Here is a 21,272-nt window from a genome sequence, read left to right on the forward strand (position 1 = left end):
TGACGAACACTTGTTGCCGGTGTCCGCGCTTCGAGTCGCCTGCGCATCCACCGCGGGGTTCCGTCACCCGGTGGATGCGCGATCCTCCGACGGCTGTGCCTCCAGGGAAGCCCCGGCTTCCCGTGCCCGGCGCCGGGCACGCCGGACTGCCTTGGCGGCCGCGTCGTCTTGCATGATGAGCCGGCGGGCCTCGGCGATGTCCCCGATGGCGGGGCGCCACTTCCGGGCGTCGGGGTCCGAGTCGACCAGGATGGCCCGCGCCAGCAGCGTCAGGGGAATGGCGAGGATGGCGCCCATGGGCCCGAACACGACGGCCCAGAAAAGGACCGACAGGAAGGTCAGGCTCTGGCTCAGCGCCACGGCGTTTCCGACGACCTTCGGCTGGATGATGGACTGGACCACGCCGTTGATCACCGCGTAGGTGATGATGACGCCGATGACCGTGGGCCAGCCGCCGACGAAGAACCCGAAGACGATGGGCGGGATGATCGCCAGGAAGTAGCCGACGTTCGGGATGAAGCTGCACAGGAAGGCCAGCAGGCCCCAGAGCACTGCGGCAGGAACCCCCATGATGACCAGGGCCACGGTGTTCAGGGCACCCTGCACGATTCCCAGCATCGTGGTCACCACCATGTAACGCCGGACGTTCGAGGCGTAGGCCGCCAGCGAGACGACAAGTTCCTGGTGCGTCCCCAGCAATTGCCGCAGGATCGTCGGCACGTACATCGCATCGGCGGCCATCAGGATCAGCATCGTGAGGACGACGATCAGGGACGTGGTGACGTTGAAGAGCCCGCCGAAGAGTCCCGTCGCGAAGTCCACGATGCTGTTGGGGTCGATCCCCTTGAGCAGCGCCTGGATCTGGTCCTGGCCGATGCCGAGCTTGCCGAGCCATTCGCCGATCTTCGAGCCGAGGTCGGCGAGCTGGCCGGCGTATTGCGGCAGCATGCCGACGAACTGGGTGAAGGCGATGACCAGCGCGACCACGAACCCGGCAAGGAACAGGAACACCACCAGGACGACGGACCCGGTGGCCAGCCCGTGCGGGAAGCCCCAGCGTTCCAGGGCCACGCGCACCGGGTGGGCGCAGATCGTCAGGACCAGCGTCAGGAGGACCGGCACCAGGATGCTGCTGATCATGCCCATGCCGACGGCCACAACGGTCGCTGCGGCCAATGCCACCAGGATCATCGTTCCTCGATGGGAAGCTGCCAAAGTGGTCACCCCTTTGTTTCTGCCGGCCCTCGAAAAGTCGCAACCGGCCAGTCCATTTATCTCGTTCCGATCCGAGAGTACGGGAGGCGCCGAGGTGCGAACATCACCCGCTGTGGATGATTCCCTCAGGTGGCACGGCAAATTACGGTTGGTGCATGGTTGTTGGTGAGCAGGGGGTGCCGTCCGGATGATTCTTCAGGCTATCGGGCTGTTGTTGCCGTTGGCCGTGGCCATGGCGATCAGTTCGGTCCCCATCATGGCCGCCTTGCTGATCCTGCTCTCGCCGAATTCGAACCGTTCCTCCATCGCGTACCTGGCGGGATGGACCCTTGGAATCATCGTGCTCGCACTGCTTTTCTCCGCCGGGGCGATGGCCGTGCCCGACCGGGCCGAACACAGGTCGAACCTGGCCTTCGGCATCGCCCAGATCGTCATCGGCGTCGCCATGGAGGTCTTTGCGCTGTTGATGTGGAAGCGTTCCGAGCGCGACGCGATCCAGGAACTGCCGAAGTGGCTGCGCGCTGTTGCCGCCGTGCGGCCCCTGCATGCCTTCGGTTTTGGATTCGGGCTGAACCTGAGGCCCAAGGCCCTGCTGCTCGGCGCCGTCGTGGGCATGGTTCTGTCGACGCAGGCACTGCGCCCCGGGGAGTTCCTCATCGCCCTCGCCGTGTACACCGCGATCTGTGCTTCGACGGTCGGCATCCCCGTGGTCTATTCCCACTTCAAGCCCGAACAGGCGCAACCCCGCCTGAAGCTGATCCGGGACTGGATCGTCCAGAACAACAGGCTCATCACCATTCTGGTCATGGTCATCATCGGTTGCGTCGTCATGGGCCACGGCATGACCCTCCTGTGATGCAGGGGACTGTTGAGGGCCGCGACGAGAAAAGGAGCGGATCCGGCGGCCGGGGCGCCTGGGAAATGTTCTTCGTTCCCCAAGGGCTCCGGCAGCGGATCCGCTCCCGCGCTCTAGACCTGAGCGCTCATGAACCGGTCAGCGAGTGGCCTCGGCATCCGGGTCCTCGCCGGGCGCCGCGACCTCCGCCATGGGGGCTCCCCCATTGGCATGCACGGCGTCGGCGTCCTCGACCGGGCCGGCGAACTGCGACTGGTACAGCCGGTAGTAGGCGCCGCGGACCGCAAGCAGCTCGCTGTGGTTTCCCTGCTCGACGATCTTGCCTTCCTCCATCACCAGGATGGTGTCGGCATCGCGGATCGTGGAGAGGCGGTGCGCGATCACGAAGCTGGTCCGGTCGCTGCGCAGCGCCGCCATGGCGTGCTGCACCAGCAGCTCGGTGCGGGTGTCGACGCTCGAGGTCGCCTCGTCCAGGATCAGCAGCGACGGGTTGGCCACGAAGGCGCGGGCGATGGTGATCAACTGCTTCTCGCCGGCCGACACGTTGGTGCCTTCCTCGTCGATGACCGTCTCGTAGCCGTCGGGCAGCGCCCGGACGAACCTGTCCACGAAGGTGGCCTTGGCCGCGGCCATGACCTCGGCATCGGTCGCGTCAAGGCGTCCGTACCGGATGTTCTCCATGATGGTTCCGCCGAAGAGCCAGGCGTCCTGCAACACCATGCCGACCTTGGAACGCAGGTCTGCCCGGGAGATCGCGGTGATGTCCACGCCGTCCAGGGTGATGCGCCCGGAGTTGAGCTCGTAGAAGCGCATCACCAGGTTCACCAGCGTGGTCTTGCCCGCGCCGGTGGGTCCCACGATGGCCACGGTGTGGCCCGGGTGCGCCTCGAAGGACAGGTCCTCGATCAGCGGCTTTTCCGGCGAGTAGGAGAAGCTGACGTTCTCGAACTCGACGTGGCCGTCGGTGCGTGCCGGCAGCTTGTCGGTGACGGTGTCCGGATCCTGTTCCTCGGCATCCAGCAGCTCGAAGGTGCGCTCCGCGGAGGCCACGCCGGACTGCAGCATGTTGGCCATGCCGGCCATCTGGCCCAGCGGCTGGGTGAACTCGCGGGAGTACTGGATGAATGCGGTGGCATCGCCCAGGCTCATCTGGCCCGAGGCCACGCGCAACCCGCCGACGACGGCGATCCCGACGTAGGCCAGGTAGGACACGAAGTTCATGACCGGGAAGATCATGCCGGAAACGAACTGGGCGCCGAAGGAGGCCTTGTAGAGTTCGTCGTTCTTCTCGTGGAAGCGGTCGAGCATGTCCTTCTCGCGGCCGAAGACCTTCATGAGGTCGTGGCCGGAGAAGGATTCCTCGATCTGCCCGTTCAGGGCGCCGGTGTTCTTCCACTGAGCGGTGAACAGGCCCTGGGCGCGCGAGCCGATGACGCCCGCGGCAACGGCCGAGAGCGGCAGCGCGATCAACGCGATCAACGCCATCTGCCAGGAGACGATGAACATCATGATCACGATGCCGACGACCGTGAGCAGCGACTGCACCAGCTGGCTGACCGCCTGCTGCAGCGCGTTCTGGATGTTGTCCACGTCGTTGGTCACGCGGGAGAGCAGGTCCCCGCGCTGGCGGGTGTCGAAGTAGTTCAGCGGCAGCTTATTGAGCTTGTCCTCGACGTCCTTGCGCAGCTTGTAGACGACCTTCATGACCAGACGGTTGAGCAGCCAGCCCTGCGCCCACATGAACAGCGAGGAGACGAAGTACATCGCCAGCACAATGAGGATGTAGCGGCTGAGCAGGGGGAAGTCGATCCCGAGCCCCGGAACCAGGTTCATCTTGGACATCATGTCCGCGAGGTCGTTCTGGCCCGTTTGGCGCAGTCCCTCGACGATCTGGTCGACGGGGACGTTGGGATCCATCTTCTTGCTGAAGGCGCCGGCGAAGATGACGTCCATGGCCTTGCCCAGGATCTTCGGGGCGATGACCGAGAGCACGACACCCGCAGCGACAAGCACGAGCACCAGGCTCATGCCGACCTTTTGCGGGGCCAGCAGGCCGATCAGGCGCTTGGCCGACGGCCAGAAGTTCTTGGCCTTGCGGACGGGCACCGAGTCGCCGAACATGTCGGAGGACCCGGCGGTGTCGAACTCGTCGATCTCGTCGGTTGTTTCAACCGCCGGTGCGGCGTTTTCCTTGGTACGTTTTGCCATTTAGGCCACCTCCTCCGCTGCCAGCTGCGATGTCACGATTTCTTGGTAGGTTTCCGAGGACTCGAGCAGTTCCTCGTGGGTTCCGCGGGCGACGATTTCGCCGTGGTCCAGCACCAGGATCTGGTCGGCCCCGGTGATCGTGGAGACGCGCTGGGCAACGATGATGACCGCCGCGTCCCGTGTCGGTTCCCGCAGGGCGGAGCGCAGGCGCGCGTCGGTTGCCACGTCGAGCGCGGAGAACGAATCGTCGAAGAGGTAGATCTCCGGCTTGGCCGCCAGCGCTCGGGCAATGCACAAACGCTGGCGCTGACCTCCGGAAACGTTGGTGCCGCCCTGCGAGATCCGGCCTTCGAGGCCGTCCTCGCGCGCAGAGACAAACTCGTGTGCCTGGGCAACGTCGAGCGCCTCCCAGAGATCCTCGTCCGTGGCAGCGTCGGCGCCGAATCGCAGGTTGCTCGCCACGGTTCCGGAGAACAGGTACGGGCGCTGCGGGACGGTGGCGACGCTGTTGGACAGCTGGGTGCGGGTCAGCTCGGTGACGGGCGCACCGCCAACCAGCACCTGGCCCTCGCCGGCGTCGTAGAGCCGCGGGATCAGGTTCAGCAGGGTGGACTTTCCCGAACCCGTCGATCCGATGATTGCCGTGGTTTCGCCGCGCTTGGCGGTGAAGGACACGTTGTTGAGCACCGGGGCCTCGGCGCCCGGGTAGCCGAAGGTCACGTTGCGGAATTCAACGGTTCCCGGGGCTGTCATGTCCGTGATGTGGTCGGTCTGGTCCGTCAGGCTTGGCTCCAGGGTGACGACCTCGTTGATGCGCTCGGCGCACACGATGGCGCGCGGGATCATCATGGCCATGAACGTACCCATCATGACCGCCATGAGGATTTGCAGCAGGTACTGCAGGAAGGCGGTGAGCGCGCCGATTTCCATGCCGTTGTTCTCTACCCGGTGGCCTCCGAACCAGAGGACGGAGGCAGTGGCGATGTGCAGGATCATGCCGATCAGCGGGAACATCAGCACAAAGAGGTTGCCCACCTTCACGCCCACGCGGGTGAGCTTGGCGTTGGCGTCCTCGAAACGTTCGGTTTCGTGGGGCTCGCGCACGAAGGCGCGCACCACGCGGATGCCGGTGATCTGCTCGCGCAGCACGCCGTTGATGCCATCGATGCGCTCCTGCATCTGTCGGAAGAGCGGCATCAGGAAGAACACAAGCGTGCCCACCACGGCGATGAGTACGGGCACCGAGACCCACACCAGCCAGGAGAGTCCAACGTCTTCGCGCACGGCCATGATGATGCCGCCGATGCACATGATCGGGGCCGAAACCATGAAGTTCAGCCCCATGAGCACGAGCATCTGCACCTGCTGCACGTCGTTGGTGCCGCGGGTGATCAGCGTCGCGGCGCCGAACTTGTTGACGTCCTGCGCGGAGAACGAGGTGACGGAGTCGAATACGGAGTGGCGCAGGTCCCGGCCGATGGCCATGGCCGTTTTCGCACCGAAATAGACTGCGGCAATGGCGGTGAAGACCTGCACGAAGGCGACGGCAAGCATGACGCCGCCGGTGCGCCAGATGAAGTCGGTGTCGCCCTTGACCACACCGGTGTCGATGATTCGTGCGTTGAGGCTTGGCAGGTACAAAGTGGCGATCGTGGTTGCCAGCTGGAAGAACAGCACGGCAGCGATCCACCCTTTATAGGGTTTCGAATATCTGAGTATGAGTTTTAAGAGCATCTAGGGGTGTCCTCAGGGTGTTAGCTTCACATAGGTCCGGTGATTCCGGGCTTTGAAAAGCGGCTCGACGATGGTTTTCAGCCGAAGCATTGGTCACTCTACACTCGATCGACGACGCTTTGACCCTCCCTGGGGGTGATTTTTTCGTTGCTTCCTACTTCATTTGGAGTAGTGTCGGCCCGATGCCGTCGGGCATTCAATTTGCGGCGCCCATTCCCTGTCGAAGGGGCCGCAAATCCCTTAGTATGAAAACGCAATACCACCATGCGAAAATGATTGGAGTTTTTTGTGTCGGACCTTTCAACACCTTTGACAGTCGGCGAGCGCGCGCCCGAATTTTCCTTGGCCGATGCGCGAGGCAACGAGATTTCGCTGTCCGACTACGCCGGCAAGAATGTCGTTGTGTACTTCTACCCAAAGGCAGCCACCCCGGGGTGCACCACGGAGGCCTGCGATTTCCGCGACAACATCAATTCGTTGCGCTCGGCCGGCTATGAAGTCCTTGGCATTTCCCCCGACCGCAGTGACGCACTCGAGTCCTTTGCCGAGGCAGAGTCGCTGAACTTCCCGTTGCTGTCCGACCCGGACTTTGCCGTGGCAACCGCCTACGGATCCTTTGGCGAAAAGGAGCTCAACGGCAAGAAGTCCAGCGGCACCCTGCGCAGCACCGTTGTCGTGGGTCCGGAGGGCGACGTCGTGTTGGCGGAATACAACGTCAGCGCCACCGGCCACGTGGCTCGGTTGCGCGAGGAACTAGGCGTCTAACCCCGTTCGACCGGCACGACCACCGCAGGCACTCCTCACAGCATCCGAGGTTGGCGGGCATGATCGACGGCGTCGATTTCCCGGGGCTCCGGATCCAGCCCGAAATGTGCCGCCAAGAGTGCAAGTTCGTTGCACTCCGGATCACTCCAGGCCTCGATGGCGCCCACTGTGCCATCGAGTCCTGTGATCCACAGCTGTTCGCGACGGCGTTCATCGGCACCCGCGTCCCAGGCGACAAATTGCAGCGACGCCTCGTCCAGGGGAACCACGTGCAGGGGACCCTGGGTGCGCTCGAGCACCAGCCCACCGTCGTGGACGTGCGCGAGGAGCACTCCGCGGATTCCGGCACGGTACTTGCGCACCGCTTCAAGGACGTGGAACGCGACGATCGCAAGACCAACGGCGGACATCACCAGGGCTACCGCCCACACGACGGGTGAAGTCGGTTTCCACCGCCAAAGGAACAAGACACTCGCGGTGCCCACGATCAACCCAACGACCACACCCACGATTTCGCTTTTGAGCGAGTTGCTGTCGGCCTTCCTGCTCAGCCGCATGGTGTAGCGCCAGGGCCCCAGGCCTGCCACACGCGCTTGCTCGCTGGCACGACTGGTGATTTCCCACCCCTGGAGAGTGCTCACGGGCTGGTTGCCGTTCGGCATCGCACCGGAGCCGGCCCGCCCGGCGGTTCCGAGGTGGATGCCCAATGGTCACGACGAATGAATGGTGCCACAGACTGACGGGGCTTCATGCTGCGAGACTAACAGAGCCGGGAACGAATGTACCGGGTCGCTGGGAGATAATTTGCCCCGCACTCCAAGGTGCCCGGTCACCTGCAAACCGGCGCGGCTATCGCTCGTCCGCGCCGCCTACCGGCGGTGCTGCCGGTGCACCCAATGCCTGCAGGAAGTTGATGATCGGGGCACCCATGTCCAGCTCCGGTTCACTGAGCCAGAGAAGCTGCAGGCCGTCGGCGAGCGCGTGCAATGCCAGGGCAATTGCCTCGGCGTCGAGTTCCGCGGGAAGCAACCCGATCTCCTGCATCCTTCGCAAGGCGCCCGAGTATTCGCGCCGGATCATTTCGCGGCGCTCCACGAAGAAGCAGTGGGCCTCGTGCGTCGCGTCGCTGGCGGCTATGGCCATGTAGCTGTAGATCTCCACCAACCCCGGGGTTGCGGCATTTGTGCGCATCAACGATGCAAGTTCCTGCACGAAGCCCGAAACATCACGGTGTTCCCATCCGGCGGCTGCACCGGGGCCCGTCAACCGGCTGGCATCGAGGGCATTTTGATCGTGTCGGCGCAGGACCTCGATGAACAGGCTGTCTCGGCTCGGGAAGTGGTACAGCACTCCGGGCTGACTCAAACCCACCTCATCGGCGATCTCCTGGATGGATGTTTCCTTGAAGCCCTTGCGTGCGGTGAGCGCCAATGCGGCGTCAAGGATCTTCCCTTGCTTTGCCCGGCCTTTCGCATATGTGCCTCGTGTAGCCATTGAAGCATTTTGTCACAGGGCAATCACTGAGTGATGCCAAGTATCAGAAACGCTCCGTACTCGGGGAGACAAACCCTTCGACACCTAGCACTTTCCTTGCGCTTAATCTTCCGGACTTGGGCGTGCCCGAGGCACGTTTTCGCACCTCATTAGGCAAGACTCTTGCTAGGCAACCCATTGCCCAACCCGCAGGAGCGTGTTGCAGATGAAAAAACCCTCAATGTCGGGCGCCCTGTGCCTGTTCGGCCTCGGCACCCTGCTGCTGGCCGCGTGCACCACCCTGACCACGCCGGGCGGCGCTACAGAGCCCGCATCCGGTTCCTCAATGCCCTCCACACCGTCGACGGGCCCTTCCGCACTGAACGTGCCCGGACTCGAGTGGCCCGACGGACCGGACTTCATTGTTACCAGGCTCAAGCTGCAGGACGCCATGGTTGCGCGGCCCGGCACGGATTACCGGGAGCAATACAACACCACGGACCTGGCAAGAGACGGCCGGGTCTTCGTCCCGTTTGCCCTGACGGACAAGGGGATGCTGGTCGGCTCCACGGGCGAGCAAGACGACTACAATCCCGTGTTCGGTGTCCTATCCGCGACCGACCAGGTGGGCATGTACTCACGCGGGACATTCACGCCATTCACCGCAGCGGGCGCCGATGCCAAGGCACGCAAGCCGAACTTTGTTGCGGGCGGCTCCGCGACGGAAACGGGAACCGTGTGGGCGGAACTCCAGGAGGAGTCGTTCATGGAGGGCACCTGGAAAATCATGGGCGTTCCCGCGGGCGGCATGACAGCCAGGGTGCTGTCCACCGCCAAGGAAGCCTCGGTTCCGGCACACTCGCCGATGGCGTTCGGCATGCCGAAGCCCATCATCGCCAACGACCGCGTCTATTGGCAGGCGGCATTCCCCGCCGACACCCCCAGCGGCTACGAAGGTCGGGTTCTGTCGGCCCCGTTCGAGGGCGGGAAGGACCTTCGGGTCGAGCGCACGCAGGCGTACGCACCCGTGAACTTCGGCTCTGCCGTCGCGGTTCTTGGTATCGAGTCCACGGGCGACGGGCTGAGCGCCAACAAAAGCATCTCGCTTGTTGAATCCAGCCACGGCGACACCAACTTGGTCCGCATCTCGGAGTCGGCCCCGGAAGGACAGGGCTTTGAATCGCTGGGCGGTGCAGGCAACATCTTCAGCTTTTCCTATCTGGGCGACTTCTACATCGTGAACACCGTCTCCGGAAAGGTCGTCGCGATTCCCCTGCCGAGCACAACGAGGTTGGCGAATGTCGCGCATTGCGGCGACCGCGTCACGTGGTCGTTTGTCGACCAGAATTCCAGTCCCGCGAAATCACGCTACGTTTACAACGCCCGGAACGCCTCGCTGCGGGTGCTCACCAACCCGGCATTCACCGGCACCGCCCAGTGCGGCGGTGACTACATGTCATGGACGCTCAGCACCGGCACAGGCAAGAATGCAAAGACCTGGGATGTGGTGACCCGATGGGAAAACTAGGCAGAACAGCAACTGCCGCGCCATCGCGGAGCGACCGACGCGGCGGAACGCAAAGGGGGTTTGCGAGCGGTGTCGCCGGCACCGTCCGTTGTGCCCCGGGCGTGAGCCGGGCAGTCATGAACAACGATTTCACCATCCACGAGACAAGACACGCCTACACGCGGAAACCGCATGATCGAGAGTCGTTTACGATCTTGACTTCACGAGTGACGCCGAGTACGCAGTAGGTGTCGAGTCGTTAACGTTGGCATCCGCACAGATCCAAGAAAGAAGTTCATAGGATATTGTCACTCGATGGAAGAATGCGTCCATCGACCCTCGACCCACCGTCGTTCAACGAACGAACACCCCCGGGAGCACCATGCAGCGCACCGTCCGAACATTCTTGGTCCTTGGAGTTGCGGGCACTGTGATGTCCATTGGACTCACCGCCTGCAGCCCACTGACCCAGCCCAATGGCGCCGGCACCATCGAGCCGCCCAGCGAATCCGCGCAGTCGCCCAGCGAGTCCCCACAACCGCCGGCACCCCTCGTCCCGCTTGTCTGGGCCGACGGAACCAAGCTCACCTTCAATGAGCGAAGCCTCGACGATGCACGTGAAGCAACCAAGGACGATGACTTCACCGAAGTGTTCTCGACTTTTGACATGCAGACGGATAAAACGGCCTTCGTGCCGTTGGGCGTGGAACCTTCGGGCACCCCGGTGGGCCTTCACGGAACCCGCCTGTCGGAGGAGGACTTCGAGGAGTCCGGGAACCGAATCGATCCGGAATCCATGCAGATCGGACGTTACGTCGGAAAGTCCTTTGAGCCCTTCACCACTTCGGGGGCGTTGAAGAAAAAGTACATCCCGCGCGGCGTTTCAAGCATCTCGGTCACCGACACCGGGATCACGTGGAGCGAAAACGACACCATGGATGATGGAACCCCCGGCTGGAGGATCCTTGGGGTCTCTCCGGGAACCACCGATGTCCGGATTCTGGCAGCACAGACGCCGGTGGACGGCCCGGGATCTGGTTTTGATGTCCAGCAGGTCTCCGCCCCCCTCTTTGTGGATGAACGGGTCTACTGGAACTTCTTCCGGCCCCACGACGACGACGGATCGATGGTGCTTAAAATATTGTCCGCAAATTTCAAGAATCCCACCGCAGTGCGCGAGGAACTTGGACCGGACGGCGCCGGCCGCGAGTCTGATGGGGAGAACGTGTACATCTGGGGAGATGGACTGGCCTCCGTGGCAGAAGTCCAGGACGACAGTGACCACGGAATCTCCCAGACGATCAGTGCCTACATTCCCGGGGAAAAACAGCGCGAAATCCTGCATCTGGAGAACTCGGAAGAAGTACTCTCCGGCGATGCCGGGCGAATGCAGTTACGGGGTTCCGACGGGCAAGTGCTCTCGGTGGTCTTTGGCGGAGACCTTTTCCTCGTTGATCCGGACTCTCGTCAAACAGAAATGTTCCGGGGGCCGCGTGACTCCTGGGTTGTGGGGGTGACGCACTGCGGAACCCGAATTTCATGGACCTATGCACAGGAACCCGAATTCATGCCCACCGAACGCTACGTGTTTGATCGCGATTCCAATGAGCTCTCGGTGGTGCCCGGTGCGCAACCGGATGGCTCTGGTTGGTGCAGCGGCGACTACATCGGCTGGTCTCCGGGCGATCCCGAGATCGGCGGGGTGAACACCTGGGACGTCATCACACGGTGGATCCGGTAGATTCGGCCACACTCACGGTGGCCACCTCGTAGAACGGGTGCGCCTCGGTGTCGTTGTGCTCGTTGGCGGTGAACCCCAGGCGCGCATAGAACCCGACGGCGGCCGCGGAGGCCTGCCATTCCATCCAGTACACGTCCGGCCGCTCTGCCGCCCACACCCGGGCCCGCTCGAACAGGGCCCGCCCGATGCCCGAACGGCGCTGCTCCTCGACCACAAACAGGTCATGGAGCCGGGCGGCCCTCCGGCGGGCCCTGATGGTGGGGCCGCGGTCCTGGACGGCGGCGTTGCCCACCAGCCGGCCGTCGAGTTCGGCGACAAAGATCCCGTGGAACGGATCCTTCAGCAGGGCCGCGATGTTCGCCTTGCTCTGTTCCAGGTCCAGGTCCATCGCCTCAACCATCACCGCCAGCGCCGGGACATCGCTGTGCACTGCCGGACGGACCAAGTAGGAGCTCATGGGTGCGGGCCTCTCATCAAGCGCAGGGCGTTGCCCTGCGCGCTCAGCGGTTATCACCCAGCGTAGGACTTCAATCCGCGTTCCGCACCCTCTTGCTTGGCCGCATTGCTTGCCGCGCGGCACGCTCCGGGGCATGAAAAAACCCGGGCCGCTCCCCCTTGGTCACTGAACTGTGAGGGAACGGCCCGGGAAGTTTCCGGTGGTGCTGCGGCCTAGATCTCGCCGCGGCGGATCAGCTGGCCCTTGGGGGTCTTGAAGTCGACCTCGGTGCCGCGGACGAACGTGCGGCGGACCTTGCCCGCGAGAACCTTGCCCTGGTACGGGGAAATCGGGTTCTTGTGGTGCAGCTTGTTCACGTCGACCACGAAGCTGTCGCCCGGGGCGAAGAACGCGAAGTCCGCGTCGTTGCCCAGCGCGATGGCGCCCTTGTGGTGCAGGCCCGCGATTTCCGCCGGACGGGTGGACATCCACTTGAGCACGGTTTCCAGCTTGATGCCGCGGCGCTGCGCCTCGGTCCAGATCAGGGCCAGGCCCAGCTGCAGCGATGCGACGCCGCCCCAGGCCACCCCGAAGTCGCCGTTTTCGATGTCCTTCAGGTCCAGCGTGGACGGCGAGTGGTCGGAGACGATGCAGTCGATGACGCCGTCCTCCAGGCCCTTCCAGAGCAGCTCGCGGTTGGAGGCCTCGCGGATCGGCGGGCAGCACTTGAACGCGGTGGCGCCGTCCGGGATCTCCTCGGAAAGCAGCGTGAGGTAGTGCGGGCAGGTCTCGACCGTCAGCTTCACGCCGTCGCGCTTGGCCGACTGGATCATGGCCAGGGCATCGGAGGAGGACAGGTGCAGGATGTGGGCGCGGGCCCCGGTCCAGCGGGCGCGCTCGATGACCTCTGCGACGGCAACGTTCTCCGCACCGCGCGGGCGCGAGGCCAGGAAGCGGTCGTAGTGGTCGCCCTCGGCGTTCGGCGCGCGGTCGATGGCGCGCGAATCCTCGGCGTGGACCAGCATCATCGAGTCGAACGACGCGATCTCGCCCATGTCGTCTTCCATCTCGTCCGGCTCAAGGTACGGGAACTCCTCGACGCCCGAGTGCAGCAGGAAGCACTTGAAGCCGAAGACGCCGGCGTCGTGCAGCTTGCGCAGGTCGGTCTTGTTGCCCGGGATGGCACCGCCCCAGAATCCCACGTCGACGAAGGCCTTCGGGCGTGCCGCGGCCTGCTTGAGTTCCAGCGCCTCGACGTTGACGGTCGGCGGGATGGAGTTCAGGGGCATGTCCACGATGGTGGTCACGCCGCCGGCGGCGGCGGCCTTGGTGGCGGACTCGAAGCCCTCCCATTCGGTGCGGCCTGGCTCGTTGACGTGCACGTGGGTGTCCACGAGGCCCGGGATCAGCACCTCCTCGTCGGTCAGGTCGATGGTCGTCGCGCCACGCAGGTTGTTGCCCAGCGGCTCGATGGCGACGATCTTGCCGGCGCGGATGCCGACCTCACGTGCGACGGTGCCTGCGGTGGTGACGATGTGCTCGCCACGGATCACCAGGTCGTAATCGGCACCGGCGCCATGCGCTGAATCATCGCTTGGCGTCGTGTCCGCGGCGAGCTCTGTGTTGCTCATGGGATTCATTCCTTACGTTGTTGAGGTGTGATGGGAGGGTGCTAGCTGACGACTGTGTTCAGGTCGGAAGGATCGGCGGCACCCAGCAGCATCGGTGCGATGCGCTCCGCGGCCTGGATCACCAGGGCCTCGGCGTTGTCCATTGAACGACGGACATCCGGTTCGAGTTCCTGCAGGGAGACAACGTGCACGAATCCCGCGGCCTTCAGTTCGTCCGCGCCCAGCAGCGTCCGCCCGCAGATGGCGAAGACGGGGACCGAGTGGCGGGCCGCAAGCTCGGCCACCCCGATCGGCGTCTTGCCCTCGAGCGACTGGCTGTCGAGGCTGCCCTCGCCGGTGATCACCGCGTCGGCGCCCTCGAGCGCGCGTTCCAGACCGGTGAGTTCCAGGACCACGTCGATGCCGCGCCTTCGGGTCGCGCCGAGGACGGCCAGGGCCGCGAAGCCCACGCCGCCGGCGGCGCCGGCCCCCGGGGCAACCGCCTGGGCGGCCACCCGTTCGGGGTCCAGGGCCAGGCCAAGCACGCGGGCGAAGTTGGCAAGGCCGGCGTCGAGGAGCTCGACGTCCTGCGGGCTCGCGCCCTTCTGCGGACCGAACACCGCCGCCGCCCCGTTGGGGCCGGTGAGCGGGTTGTCCACGTCGGCGGCGAGCACCACGGCGCTCCCGGCAATGCGCGGGTCAAGCCCGCCGAGGTCCACGCTGGCCAGGTCCGCCAGGGCCCCGCCGCCGCGTGGCAGCTCGGCACCCGAAGCATCCAGCAGGCGGGCCCCGAGGGCCTGGATCATTCCGGCTCCCCCGTCGGTGCAGGCGCTGCCGCCGACGCCGAGCACGATTTCCCGTGCCCCGGCGTCCAGCGCGGCAGCGATGAGTTCACCCGTCCCAAAGCTTGTAGCCCCCAGCGGGTCCTTCGTCCCGCCCGGAAGCAGGTCCAGCCCGGAGGCGGTCGCCAGTTCGACGACCGCGGTTCCTTCGCGGAGCCCGATGGAACCCTGCACGGGTTCCCCGGTGGGGCCCGCGACCGCCAGGTCCCGGGCAATGAATCCGGTTTCAAGGGCCGCGCTGAGCGTGCCCTCGCCGCCGTCCGCCACGGGCACCACGCGGGTGCGCAGCCCCGGGATCTTGCGTCCCAGGCCCGTCTCGACGGCACTGGCCACCTGGGCCCCGGTGAGGGAGCCCTTGAACTTGTCGGAGGCGATAACTACCAGCATGATCGGAGGGTTCCTTTAGGCGGAGATGTCGGCCCGAAGACCGGTCTCGGCATCCATGAGGACCAGCGCGCTCGGCGCGTCCTCGGCGGCGGCGGCCAAGTCCTCGAACTCGTTGACTGCATCCAGTTCAGCACCCATGGCGATGTTTGTCACCCGTTCCAGGATGACCTCGACGACAACCGGCACCTGGAATTCCTTGACCAGGCGGCCTGCCTCGGCGAAGGCTTCGGCGAGCTTGGACGGATCCTCGACGCGCACGGCCTTGCAGCCCAAGCCCTCGGCGACCTTGATGTGGTCCACGCCGTAGCCGTTGGTCTCCGGGGAGTTGATGTTGTCGAAGCCCAGCGAGACGTGGTAATCCATCTCGAACGGACGCTGCGACTGGCGGATCAGGCCCAGGTAGGAGTTGTTGACCACGACGTGGATGTACGGCAGCTTGAACTGCGCGCCGACGGCCAGTTCCTCGATCATGAACTGGAAGTCGTAGTCGCCGGAGAGGGCGACGACGGTGGAGTTCGGCTTGGCACGGACGACGCCCAGGGCGGCGGGACCGGTCCAGCCCAGCGGGCCGGCCTGGCCTGCGTTGATCCACTGGCGCGGGCCGTAGACGTGCAGCATCTGCGCGCCGGCGATCTGGCTCAGGCCGATCGTGGACACGTAGGTGGTGTCGCGGCCGAAGGCCGTGTTCATCTCCTGGTACACGCGCTGCGGCTTGATCGGGATGTTGTCGAAGTTGGTCTTGCGGTGCAGCGTCGACTTGCGGGCGGTGCACTCGTCGGCCCAGGCCGAGTAGTCCGGCAGCGTGCCAGCGGCCTTGCGGTCGCGGGCTGCGGCGAGCAGCTGCTCGATCGCTGCGGCGGCGTCGGAGGTGACGCCCAGGTCCGGCGCGAACACGCGGCCGATCTGGGTGGCCTCGATGTCGATGTGCACGAACTTGCGGCCCTTGCGGTACGTGTCCAGGCCGCCGGTGTGGCGGTTGGCCCAGCGGTTGCCGATGCCCAGCACGAAGTCGGAGGCCAGGAAGGAGACGTTGCCGTAGCGGGTGTGGGTCTGGATGCCGACCATGCCCGACTGCAGGCGGTGGTCGTCCGGGATCGAGCCCCAGCCCATCAGGGTCGGGGAGACCGGGATGTTCAGCAGTTCGGCCAGCTCGACGAGCTGTGCCGAGGCGTTGGCGTTGATGACGCCGCCGCCGGAGATGATGATCGGGCGCTCCGCCGCGACCAGCATGTCCAGGACCTTCTCGATCTGGGCGCGGGTTGCCGCAGGCTTGTCTGCGGCCAGCGGCTCGTAGGCGTCGATGTCGAATTCGATCTCGGCCAGCTGAACGTTGATCGGCAGGTCAAGCAGGACCGGGCCGGGACGTGCCGAGCGCATGATCTGGAAGGCCTTGGCGAAGTAGCCCGGGATCTGGCCCGGCTCCAGGATGGTGGCGGCGAACTTGGTGACCGGCTTGGCGATGGTCTCGATGTCCACTGCCTGGAAGTCTTCCTTGTGCAGCTTGTCGGTCGGCGCCTGGCCCGTGATGCAGAGCATCGGGATGGAGTCGGCGATCGCGGCGTACAGGCCGGTGATCATGTCGGTGCCTGCCGGGCCGGAGGTGCCAAGGCACAGTCCGATCTTGCCGGTGGCACGGGAGTAGCCGTCTGCCATGTGGCTGGCACCCTCAACGTGGCGGGCCAGCGTGTGGCGGATGCCGCCGTGGGCCTTCATGGCCGAGTACAGCGGGTTGATGGCGGCACCTGGAAGGCCGAAGGCTTCGGTTGCGCCTTCCTTTTCCAGAATCAGTGCAATGGCGTCTACTGCGCGCATCTTGGTCATGGGTCCTCGTCCTTAGCTTGTGGCCCGGGTCCCGACCTGTCTGATGGGGTTGGTCGTCCGGGGAAAAATGTGAATCGTTGGGAAGTTTTACGGTCGCCGGGGAGCATCAGGGAACGCATGCCGGCGACCGAGCCTTACCGGGCCCCGCCAGGAGGCGGGGCCCGAAACCTTAGGAAGCGGAAAGAGCCGCAACCTCGGACTTGCCGGAGAGACGCTCGACACCGCGGAACAGTGCCGAGTGGTCGAGCGCGCCGTCGCCGCTGGCCACGGTGGAGGCCACGAGCTGGGCAACGATGGCACCGAGCGGGAGGATCACCCCGGCCTCGCGGGCCGCAGAGGTCACGATGCCCATGTCCTTGTGGTGCAGGGCCAGGCGGAAGCCGGGCTCGAAGTTGCGGTCCAGGATCTTCTGGCCCTTCTGGTCAAGGACCTTGGAGCCGGCCAAGCCGCCGCCGAGCACCTTGAGTGCAGCGTCGGTGTCCACGCCGTAGGCCTCGAGGAAGACGACCGCCTCGCTGAGCGCCTGGATGTTGGCGGCAACGATCAGCTGGTTGGCTGCCTTGACGGTCTGACCGGAACCGGAGGGTCCCACGTGGACGATGGTCTTGCCCACTGCGTTCAGGACCACTTCTGCATCCGCGAAGTCGGCGCTGTCGCCACCCACCATGATGGAGAGGACTGCGTCGATGGCGCCTGCTTCGCCGCCGGAGACCGGGGCGTCCAGCGGGCGGATGCCTGCGGCGCGGGCCTCGTTGGACAGGCGTGCCGCCACGTCCGGGCGGATCGAGGAGTTGTCGATCCACAGGGCGCCCAGCTTCGCGTTGGCGAAGACGCCGTCCTCGCCGGTGACGACGCCTTCGACGTCGGCGGAGTCCGGAACCATGGTGATGATGACGTCGGCGCCGGCGACGGCCTCGGCAACGCTGGCGGCGCCCGTGCCGCCGGCGGCGACGAGTTCAGCGACCTTTTCCGGGCTGCGGTTGTAGCCCGTGACGTTGAAGCCGGCCTTGGTCAGGTTGATGGCCATGGGCAGGCCCATGATTCCGAGACCGATGAAGGCGACGTTTTGGGTGTTCGACATGTTTTGCTCCTGAAAATTCTTGGGTCCGTGACGGGGGTGGCGTTAGGCGTTCTGGCGGATCAGCCAGTTGAAGGCGGTTTCGCGTTCCTGCTTATACTCCAGGGCGATGCCTCCGGTGTAGCCAAGTTCGCGGGACCGAGTGATCCACTCGCCCAGCGGCAGGGTTCCGGTTCCTGGTGCGCCGCGGCCCGGCGCGTCGGCGATCTGCACGTGGCCGAATTCGTGGGCGTGCTTTTCGATGACAGCGGCGACGTCGTCGCCGTTGACCGACAGGTGGAAGAAATCGGCGAGCAGCGCGATGTTTCCGGTGCCCGCTTCCTTGACCTTGTTGACGACCGACAGAGCGTCAGCGGCGGTCTTCAGCGGGTAGGCGGGGGTGCCGGAGACGGGCTCGATGAGCACCGTGCCGCCGATGGATGCCACGCCGGCGGTTGCGACGAGCAGGTTCTCCAACGCGAGCGCGTCCTGCTCCTGCGGGGTGTGCTCGTCCTGGCGGTTTCCGTACAGGGCGTTGAATGCCTTGCAACCGGTGGCCTCGCCGATGGCTGCAACAACGGCAACATTGTCCTTGAATTCGGAGTCGCGGCCAATCCAGGAAACAAGACCACGGTCGCCCGCGGGCATGTCGCCTGCGAAGAAGTTCAGTCCCGCAAGCTGAACGCCTGCGTTCTTGATGGAGGCAACGAAGGCGTCCACGTCTGCATCTTCAGGGACAGCCGTGGCAAATGGCCACCAGAATTCGACGCTGTCGAACCCCGCAGCCTTGGCCGCTTCGGCGCGTTCGAGCAACGGAAGCTCGGTCAGCAGGATTGAACAGTTGACGGTGTAAGACATCTTCGACTCCTTCACAGGATTATTTCCGCAGAGCGAAATATGATTATTGCTTTATGAGAACTTTAGCCAGTGGCGCCGGTCACTGTCAAGGGGTTTCAATTCCGATCGATGAGCGACCTTGCCGCGCGACAATGCTGGTAATGGCGCAGATAATACAGTCTCAAAATGGCCGCGCCTCACGCATTTGCCCACGTCGGCATTCCACTACATTTCCACAATGCGGAAATGCTTTTCTTTTGGGTGGAATCGTGTCATCATTTTTCACAGCAGCTGTAATCCCCATCACACCGCTCGGCCGAAAGGCGCAGATCCCATGACCACCCCAAATGTGAGCACCCCCCGACTGAAGGCTCCAGCCATCGTCGACCCGCTTGAGCTCAACCCCCATGACCTCAGTGCAACGCTCTACAACAACGACCTGGCACCGACTACCAAGAAGGGTCGGACCTGGTCCAGCTACAGCATCTTCACGCTGTGGGCCAACGATGTTCACTCCCTTGGAAACTACGCGTTTGCCATCGGTCTTTTCGCTCTCGGTTTGGGTGGTTGGCAGATCCTGCTGGCCCTCGGATTTGGCGCTTTGCTTCTCTTCGGGCTCCTGACCTTCTCCGGGTTCATGGGAGAAAAGACCGGCGTCCCGTTCCCGGTCATGAGCCGCATCGCCTTCGGCATCCGCGGGGCACAAATCCCCGCACTGATCCGTGGCGCAGTCGCCGTTGCCTGGTTCGGCATCCAGACCTACCTGGCCTCCGTGGTCCTGTCGGTCATGGTTCTTGCAGTGGCACCGGGTGCCGCGGCCATCAACGCCAACAACTTCCTCGGGCTCTCCACGCTCGGCTGGATCTGCTTCGTGTCCCTCTGGGCCATCCAGCTGGTCATCGTCAGCTACGGCATGGAAATGATCCGCAAGTATGAGGCCTTCGCAGGCCCCATCATCCTTTTCACCATGGGCGCCTTGGCCATCTGGATGTTCATCCAGGCCGGCGGTTCCATCGCATGGTCGACCGGCGAAGCCAAGACCGGCGTAGACATGTGGCTCGGCATTCTGGGCGGCGGCGCACTGTGGGTTTCCATCTACGCCACCTTCGTGCTGAACTTCTGCGACTTCACCCGCGGCGCCAAGTCCAAGGGCTCGATCGTGCGCGGCAACTTCTACGGCATTCCGCTGAACATGCTGCTCTTCGGCGTGATCGTGGTCGTGATGACCGGCGCCCAGTTCAAGATCGACGGCACCATCATCCAGAGCCCTTCGGATGTTGTTGAATCCATCCCGAACACCTTCCTGCTGCTGGCCGCCTCGACGGCCCTGCTGGTCCTGACCATTGCCGTGAACCTGATGGCAAACTTCGTCGCCCCGATCTACGCGCTGACGAACCTCTTCCCGAAGCACCTGAACTTCCGCCGGGCCGGAATGATCTCGGGCGTCATCGGCCTGCTGATCCTGCCGTGGAACCTCTACAACTCCCCCGCAGTCATCACCTACTTCCTGGGCGGCCTGGGCGCCATCCTCGGCCCGCTGTTCGGCATCATCATGGCCGACTACTGGGTCATGCGCCGCGCCAAGGTCAACATCCCCGACCTGTACCGCACCAGCCCGACCGGCACCTACTTCTTCACCCGTGGCGTGAACTTCCGGGCAGTCATTGCCCTGGTCATTTCCGCAATCGCGGCCCTGGTCCTCGCCTTCTCACCGGCCTTCACCCACCTTTCCTCCTTCGCCTGGTTCATTGGCTCCGGTCTGGGTGCGGTCGTTTACCTTGCCATCTCCAAGCACGGCAAGGAATACAAGGACGTCAGCGGCGAAGAAATCGCTGTCGCCCCAACCCACTAACCGGCTTCCATCCCCCGTTCGATAGCCACCAAGGAGTTTCAACATGCGAATTCTGGTCCTCAACGTCAACACCACGGCCAGCATGACCCGTTCGATCGGCGACTCGGCCCGCTCGGCTGCCTCGCCGGGCACCGAAATCATCGAGCTGACTCCAAACTTCGGCGCAGACTCCTGCGAAGGAAACTTTGAGAGCTACCTGGCGGCTATCGCGGTGATGGACAAAGTGGTGAACTACACCGAGCCATTCGATGCAGTCATCCAGGCGGGTTACGGCGAACACGGCCGCGAGGGCCTGCAGGAACTGCTCGACGTTCCGGTCGTGGACATCACCGAGGCCGCCGCATCGACGGCCCAGTTCCTGGGGCACAAGTACTCGGTGGTGACCACACTGGATCGCACCGTTCCATTGATCGAGGACCGGCTGAAGCTGGCCGGGCTCACCGATCGTTGCGCATCGGTCCGGGCCAGCGGGCTGGGCGTGCTGGAGCTCGAATCCGATCCGGAGCGAGCCGTGGCGGCGATCGTGGAACAGTCCCGCCAGGCCGTGGAAAACGACAAGGCAGAGGTCATTGTGCTTGGCTGCGGCGGCATGGCGGAACTTGAGGCAAAGGTTGCAGCGGCGACAGGGGTTCCCATCGTGGATGGCGTTCGGGCAGCGGTGACGATCGCCGAATCCCTGGTCCGCCTGGGCCTGAGCACCTCGAAGGTCCGCACCTACGCCACACCGCGACCCAAGGTCGTGACCGGGTGGCCGATCACCAACGAAAACATCGCGGCTGACGTGGCATCCCACTGATTCCGAGACCATGAAGAAGAAGGTCCTCTGCAGCTTGACTGCAGAGGACCTTCTTTTTTGGGGTTCGGGGAAGTGCCGCGTGACGAACTCATCCACTCCCGGCACCCGGCACCATCCCCAAGAACATGTCTGGAA

General features: G+C 64.4%; 17 protein-coding genes. 6 read left to right on the forward strand and 11 right to left on the reverse strand.

From position 1 onward, the window contains the following. Nucleotides 1–63 precede the first annotated feature (63 nt). Complete coding sequence (locus ACFY5D_RS11100) at nt 64–1,224, reverse strand: AI-2E family transporter (protein WP_387529198.1); 1,161 nt, start codon at nt 1,222–1,224, stop codon at nt 64–66. Nucleotides 1,225–1,402: 178 nt separating this feature from the next. On the opposite strand from ACFY5D_RS11100, the gene ACFY5D_RS11105 reads away from it, so the two are divergent. Then, nucleotides 1,403–2,071 carry a GAP family protein gene (locus ACFY5D_RS11105; RefSeq protein WP_387529200.1) on the forward strand — a complete coding sequence of 223 codons (669 nt, stop codon included), beginning with the start codon at nt 1,403–1,405 and terminating at the stop codon, nt 2,069–2,071. A 138-nt stretch (nt 2,072–2,209) separates the two neighbouring features. Here ACFY5D_RS11105 and ACFY5D_RS11110 read toward each other — a convergent pair whose 3' ends face one another. Both ACFY5D_RS11110 and ACFY5D_RS11115 read right to left on the reverse strand, forming a co-directional pair. Beyond that, nucleotides 2,210–4,279: an ABC transporter ATP-binding protein gene (locus tag ACFY5D_RS11110; protein WP_387529203.1), complete on the reverse strand. Its 2,070-nt coding sequence runs from the start codon at nt 4,277–4,279 to the stop codon at nt 2,210–2,212. After that, nucleotides 4,280–6,013: an ABC transporter ATP-binding protein gene (locus tag ACFY5D_RS11115; protein WP_387529206.1), complete on the reverse strand. Its 1,734-nt coding sequence runs from the start codon at nt 6,011–6,013 to the stop codon at nt 4,280–4,282. Nucleotides 6,014–6,301: 288 nt separating this feature from the next. On the opposite strand from ACFY5D_RS11115, the gene bcp reads away from it, so the two are divergent. Next, nucleotides 6,302–6,778: a thioredoxin-dependent thiol peroxidase gene (gene bcp, locus ACFY5D_RS11120; protein ID WP_387529208.1), complete on the forward strand. Its 477-nt coding sequence runs from the start codon at nt 6,302–6,304 to the stop codon at nt 6,776–6,778. Nucleotides 6,779–6,813: 35 nt separating this feature from the next. Here the strand turns inward: bcp and ACFY5D_RS11125 are convergent, their stop codons facing one another. Both ACFY5D_RS11125 and ACFY5D_RS11130 read right to left on the reverse strand, forming a co-directional pair. Beyond that, nucleotides 6,814–7,419, reverse strand: coding sequence for a hypothetical protein (locus ACFY5D_RS11125; RefSeq protein ID WP_387529211.1), 606 nt, complete (start codon nt 7,417–7,419; stop codon nt 6,814–6,816). Nucleotides 7,420–7,627: 208 nt separating this feature from the next. Next, nucleotides 7,628–8,272 carry a TetR/AcrR family transcriptional regulator gene (locus tag ACFY5D_RS11130; RefSeq protein WP_387529214.1) on the reverse strand — a complete coding sequence of 215 codons (645 nt, stop codon included), beginning with the start codon at nt 8,270–8,272 and terminating at the stop codon, nt 7,628–7,630. Between the two features lie 205 nt (nt 8,273–8,477). Between ACFY5D_RS11130 and ACFY5D_RS11135 the strand changes: the two genes are divergently transcribed. Both ACFY5D_RS11135 and ACFY5D_RS11140 read left to right on the forward strand, forming a co-directional pair. Continuing rightward, nucleotides 8,478–9,779 carry a hypothetical protein gene (locus ACFY5D_RS11135; protein ID WP_387529217.1) on the forward strand — a complete coding sequence of 434 codons (1,302 nt, stop codon included), beginning with the start codon at nt 8,478–8,480 and terminating at the stop codon, nt 9,777–9,779. 412 nt (nt 9,780–10,191) lie between these two features. After that, nucleotides 10,192–11,499: a hypothetical protein gene (locus tag ACFY5D_RS11140; RefSeq protein WP_387529220.1), complete on the forward strand. Its 1,308-nt coding sequence runs from the start codon at nt 10,192–10,194 to the stop codon at nt 11,497–11,499. Here the strand turns inward: ACFY5D_RS11140 and ACFY5D_RS11145 are convergent. The 6 genes from ACFY5D_RS11145 to ACFY5D_RS11170 all read right to left on the reverse strand — a co-directional run bounded on the left by ACFY5D_RS11145 (nt 11,480) and on the right by ACFY5D_RS11170 (nt 18,510). Continuing rightward, the gene (locus ACFY5D_RS11145) at nt 11,480–11,956 is read right to left on the reverse strand and encodes a GNAT family N-acetyltransferase (protein WP_387529223.1); all 477 of its coding nucleotides are present in this window, start codon (nt 11,954–11,956) and stop codon (nt 11,480–11,482) included. The genes ACFY5D_RS11140 and ACFY5D_RS11145 overlap by 20 nt on opposite strands. A gap of 212 nt (nt 11,957–12,168) precedes the next feature. Next, nucleotides 12,169–13,566 carry an allantoinase AllB gene (allB, locus tag ACFY5D_RS11150; RefSeq protein WP_387529226.1) on the reverse strand — a complete coding sequence of 466 codons (1,398 nt, stop codon included), beginning with the start codon at nt 13,564–13,566 and terminating at the stop codon, nt 12,169–12,171. A 41-nt stretch (nt 13,567–13,607) separates the two neighbouring features. Then, on the reverse strand, nt 13,608–14,774 hold the full coding sequence (locus tag ACFY5D_RS11155) for a glycerate kinase (RefSeq protein ID WP_387529229.1): 1,167 nt from the start codon (nt 14,772–14,774) through the stop codon (nt 13,608–13,610). A 15-nt stretch (nt 14,775–14,789) separates the two neighbouring features. After that, nucleotides 14,790–16,595 (reverse strand): glyoxylate carboligase, encoded by a 1,806-nt coding sequence (gene gcl, locus ACFY5D_RS11160; RefSeq protein ID WP_387529231.1) that lies wholly within the window; start codon nt 16,593–16,595, stop codon nt 14,790–14,792. 169 nt (nt 16,596–16,764) lie between these two features. Next, nucleotides 16,765–17,676, reverse strand: coding sequence for a 2-hydroxy-3-oxopropionate reductase (locus tag ACFY5D_RS11165; RefSeq protein ID WP_387529234.1), 912 nt, complete (start codon nt 17,674–17,676; stop codon nt 16,765–16,767). 42 nt (nt 17,677–17,718) lie between these two features. Further along, entirely contained in the window at nt 17,719–18,510 is a 792-nt protein-coding gene (locus tag ACFY5D_RS11170) for a hydroxypyruvate isomerase family protein (protein ID WP_387529237.1), read from the reverse strand. Nucleotides 18,511–18,823: 313 nt separating this feature from the next. Between ACFY5D_RS11170 and ACFY5D_RS11175 the strand changes: the two genes are divergently transcribed. Beyond that, nucleotides 18,824–20,341 carry an NCS1 family nucleobase:cation symporter-1 gene (locus tag ACFY5D_RS11175; protein WP_387529239.1) on the forward strand — a complete coding sequence of 506 codons (1,518 nt, stop codon included), beginning with the start codon at nt 18,824–18,826 and terminating at the stop codon, nt 20,339–20,341. 43 nt (nt 20,342–20,384) lie between these two features. After that, nucleotides 20,385–21,137, forward strand: coding sequence for an aspartate/glutamate racemase family protein (locus ACFY5D_RS11180; protein WP_387529242.1), 753 nt, complete (start codon nt 20,385–20,387; stop codon nt 21,135–21,137). The last annotated feature ends 135 nt before the right edge of the window (nt 21,138–21,272 follow it).

Origin of the sequence: Paeniglutamicibacter sp. NPDC012692 (assembly GCF_042901625.1) — a bacterium.
Lineage (GTDB): Bacteria > Actinomycetota > Actinomycetes > Actinomycetales > Micrococcaceae > Paeniglutamicibacter.

Excerpts from the sequence above, each read along its gene's own strand:
- ACFY5D_RS11175 (WP_387529239.1), top strand. The coding sequence starts at position 18,824 with ATGACCACCCCAAATGTGAGCACCCCCCGACTGAAGGCTCCAGCCATC.
- ACFY5D_RS11145 (WP_387529223.1), bottom strand. The coding sequence starts at position 11,956 with ATGAGCTCCTACTTGGTCCGTCCGGCAGTGCACAGCGATGTCCCGGCG.
- ACFY5D_RS11115 (WP_387529206.1), bottom strand. The coding sequence starts at position 6,013 with ATGCTCTTAAAACTCATACTCAGATATTCGAAACCCTATAAAGGGTGG.
- ACFY5D_RS11135 (WP_387529217.1), top strand. The coding sequence starts at position 8,478 with ATGAAAAAACCCTCAATGTCGGGCGCCCTGTGCCTGTTCGGCCTCGGC.
- ACFY5D_RS11170 (WP_387529237.1), bottom strand. The coding sequence starts at position 18,510 with ATGTCTTACACCGTCAACTGTTCAATCCTGCTGACCGAGCTTCCGTTG.
- gcl (WP_387529231.1), bottom strand. The coding sequence starts at position 16,595 with ATGACCAAGATGCGCGCAGTAGACGCCATTGCACTGATTCTGGAAAAG.
- ACFY5D_RS11110 (WP_387529203.1), bottom strand. The coding sequence starts at position 4,279 with ATGGCAAAACGTACCAAGGAAAACGCCGCACCGGCGGTTGAAACAACC.
- allB (WP_387529226.1), bottom strand. The coding sequence starts at position 13,566 with ATGAGCAACACAGAGCTCGCCGCGGACACGACGCCAAGCGATGATTCA.
- ACFY5D_RS11130 (WP_387529214.1), bottom strand. The coding sequence starts at position 8,272 with ATGGCTACACGAGGCACATATGCGAAAGGCCGGGCAAAGCAAGGGAAG.
- ACFY5D_RS11105 (WP_387529200.1), top strand. The coding sequence starts at position 1,403 with ATGATTCTTCAGGCTATCGGGCTGTTGTTGCCGTTGGCCGTGGCCATG.
- ACFY5D_RS11140 (WP_387529220.1), top strand. The coding sequence starts at position 10,192 with ATGTCCATTGGACTCACCGCCTGCAGCCCACTGACCCAGCCCAATGGC.
- ACFY5D_RS11180 (WP_387529242.1), top strand. The coding sequence starts at position 20,385 with ATGCGAATTCTGGTCCTCAACGTCAACACCACGGCCAGCATGACCCGT.
- ACFY5D_RS11165 (WP_387529234.1), bottom strand. The coding sequence starts at position 17,676 with ATGTCGAACACCCAAAACGTCGCCTTCATCGGTCTCGGAATCATGGGC.
- ACFY5D_RS11155 (WP_387529229.1), bottom strand. The coding sequence starts at position 14,774 with ATGCTGGTAGTTATCGCCTCCGACAAGTTCAAGGGCTCCCTCACCGGG.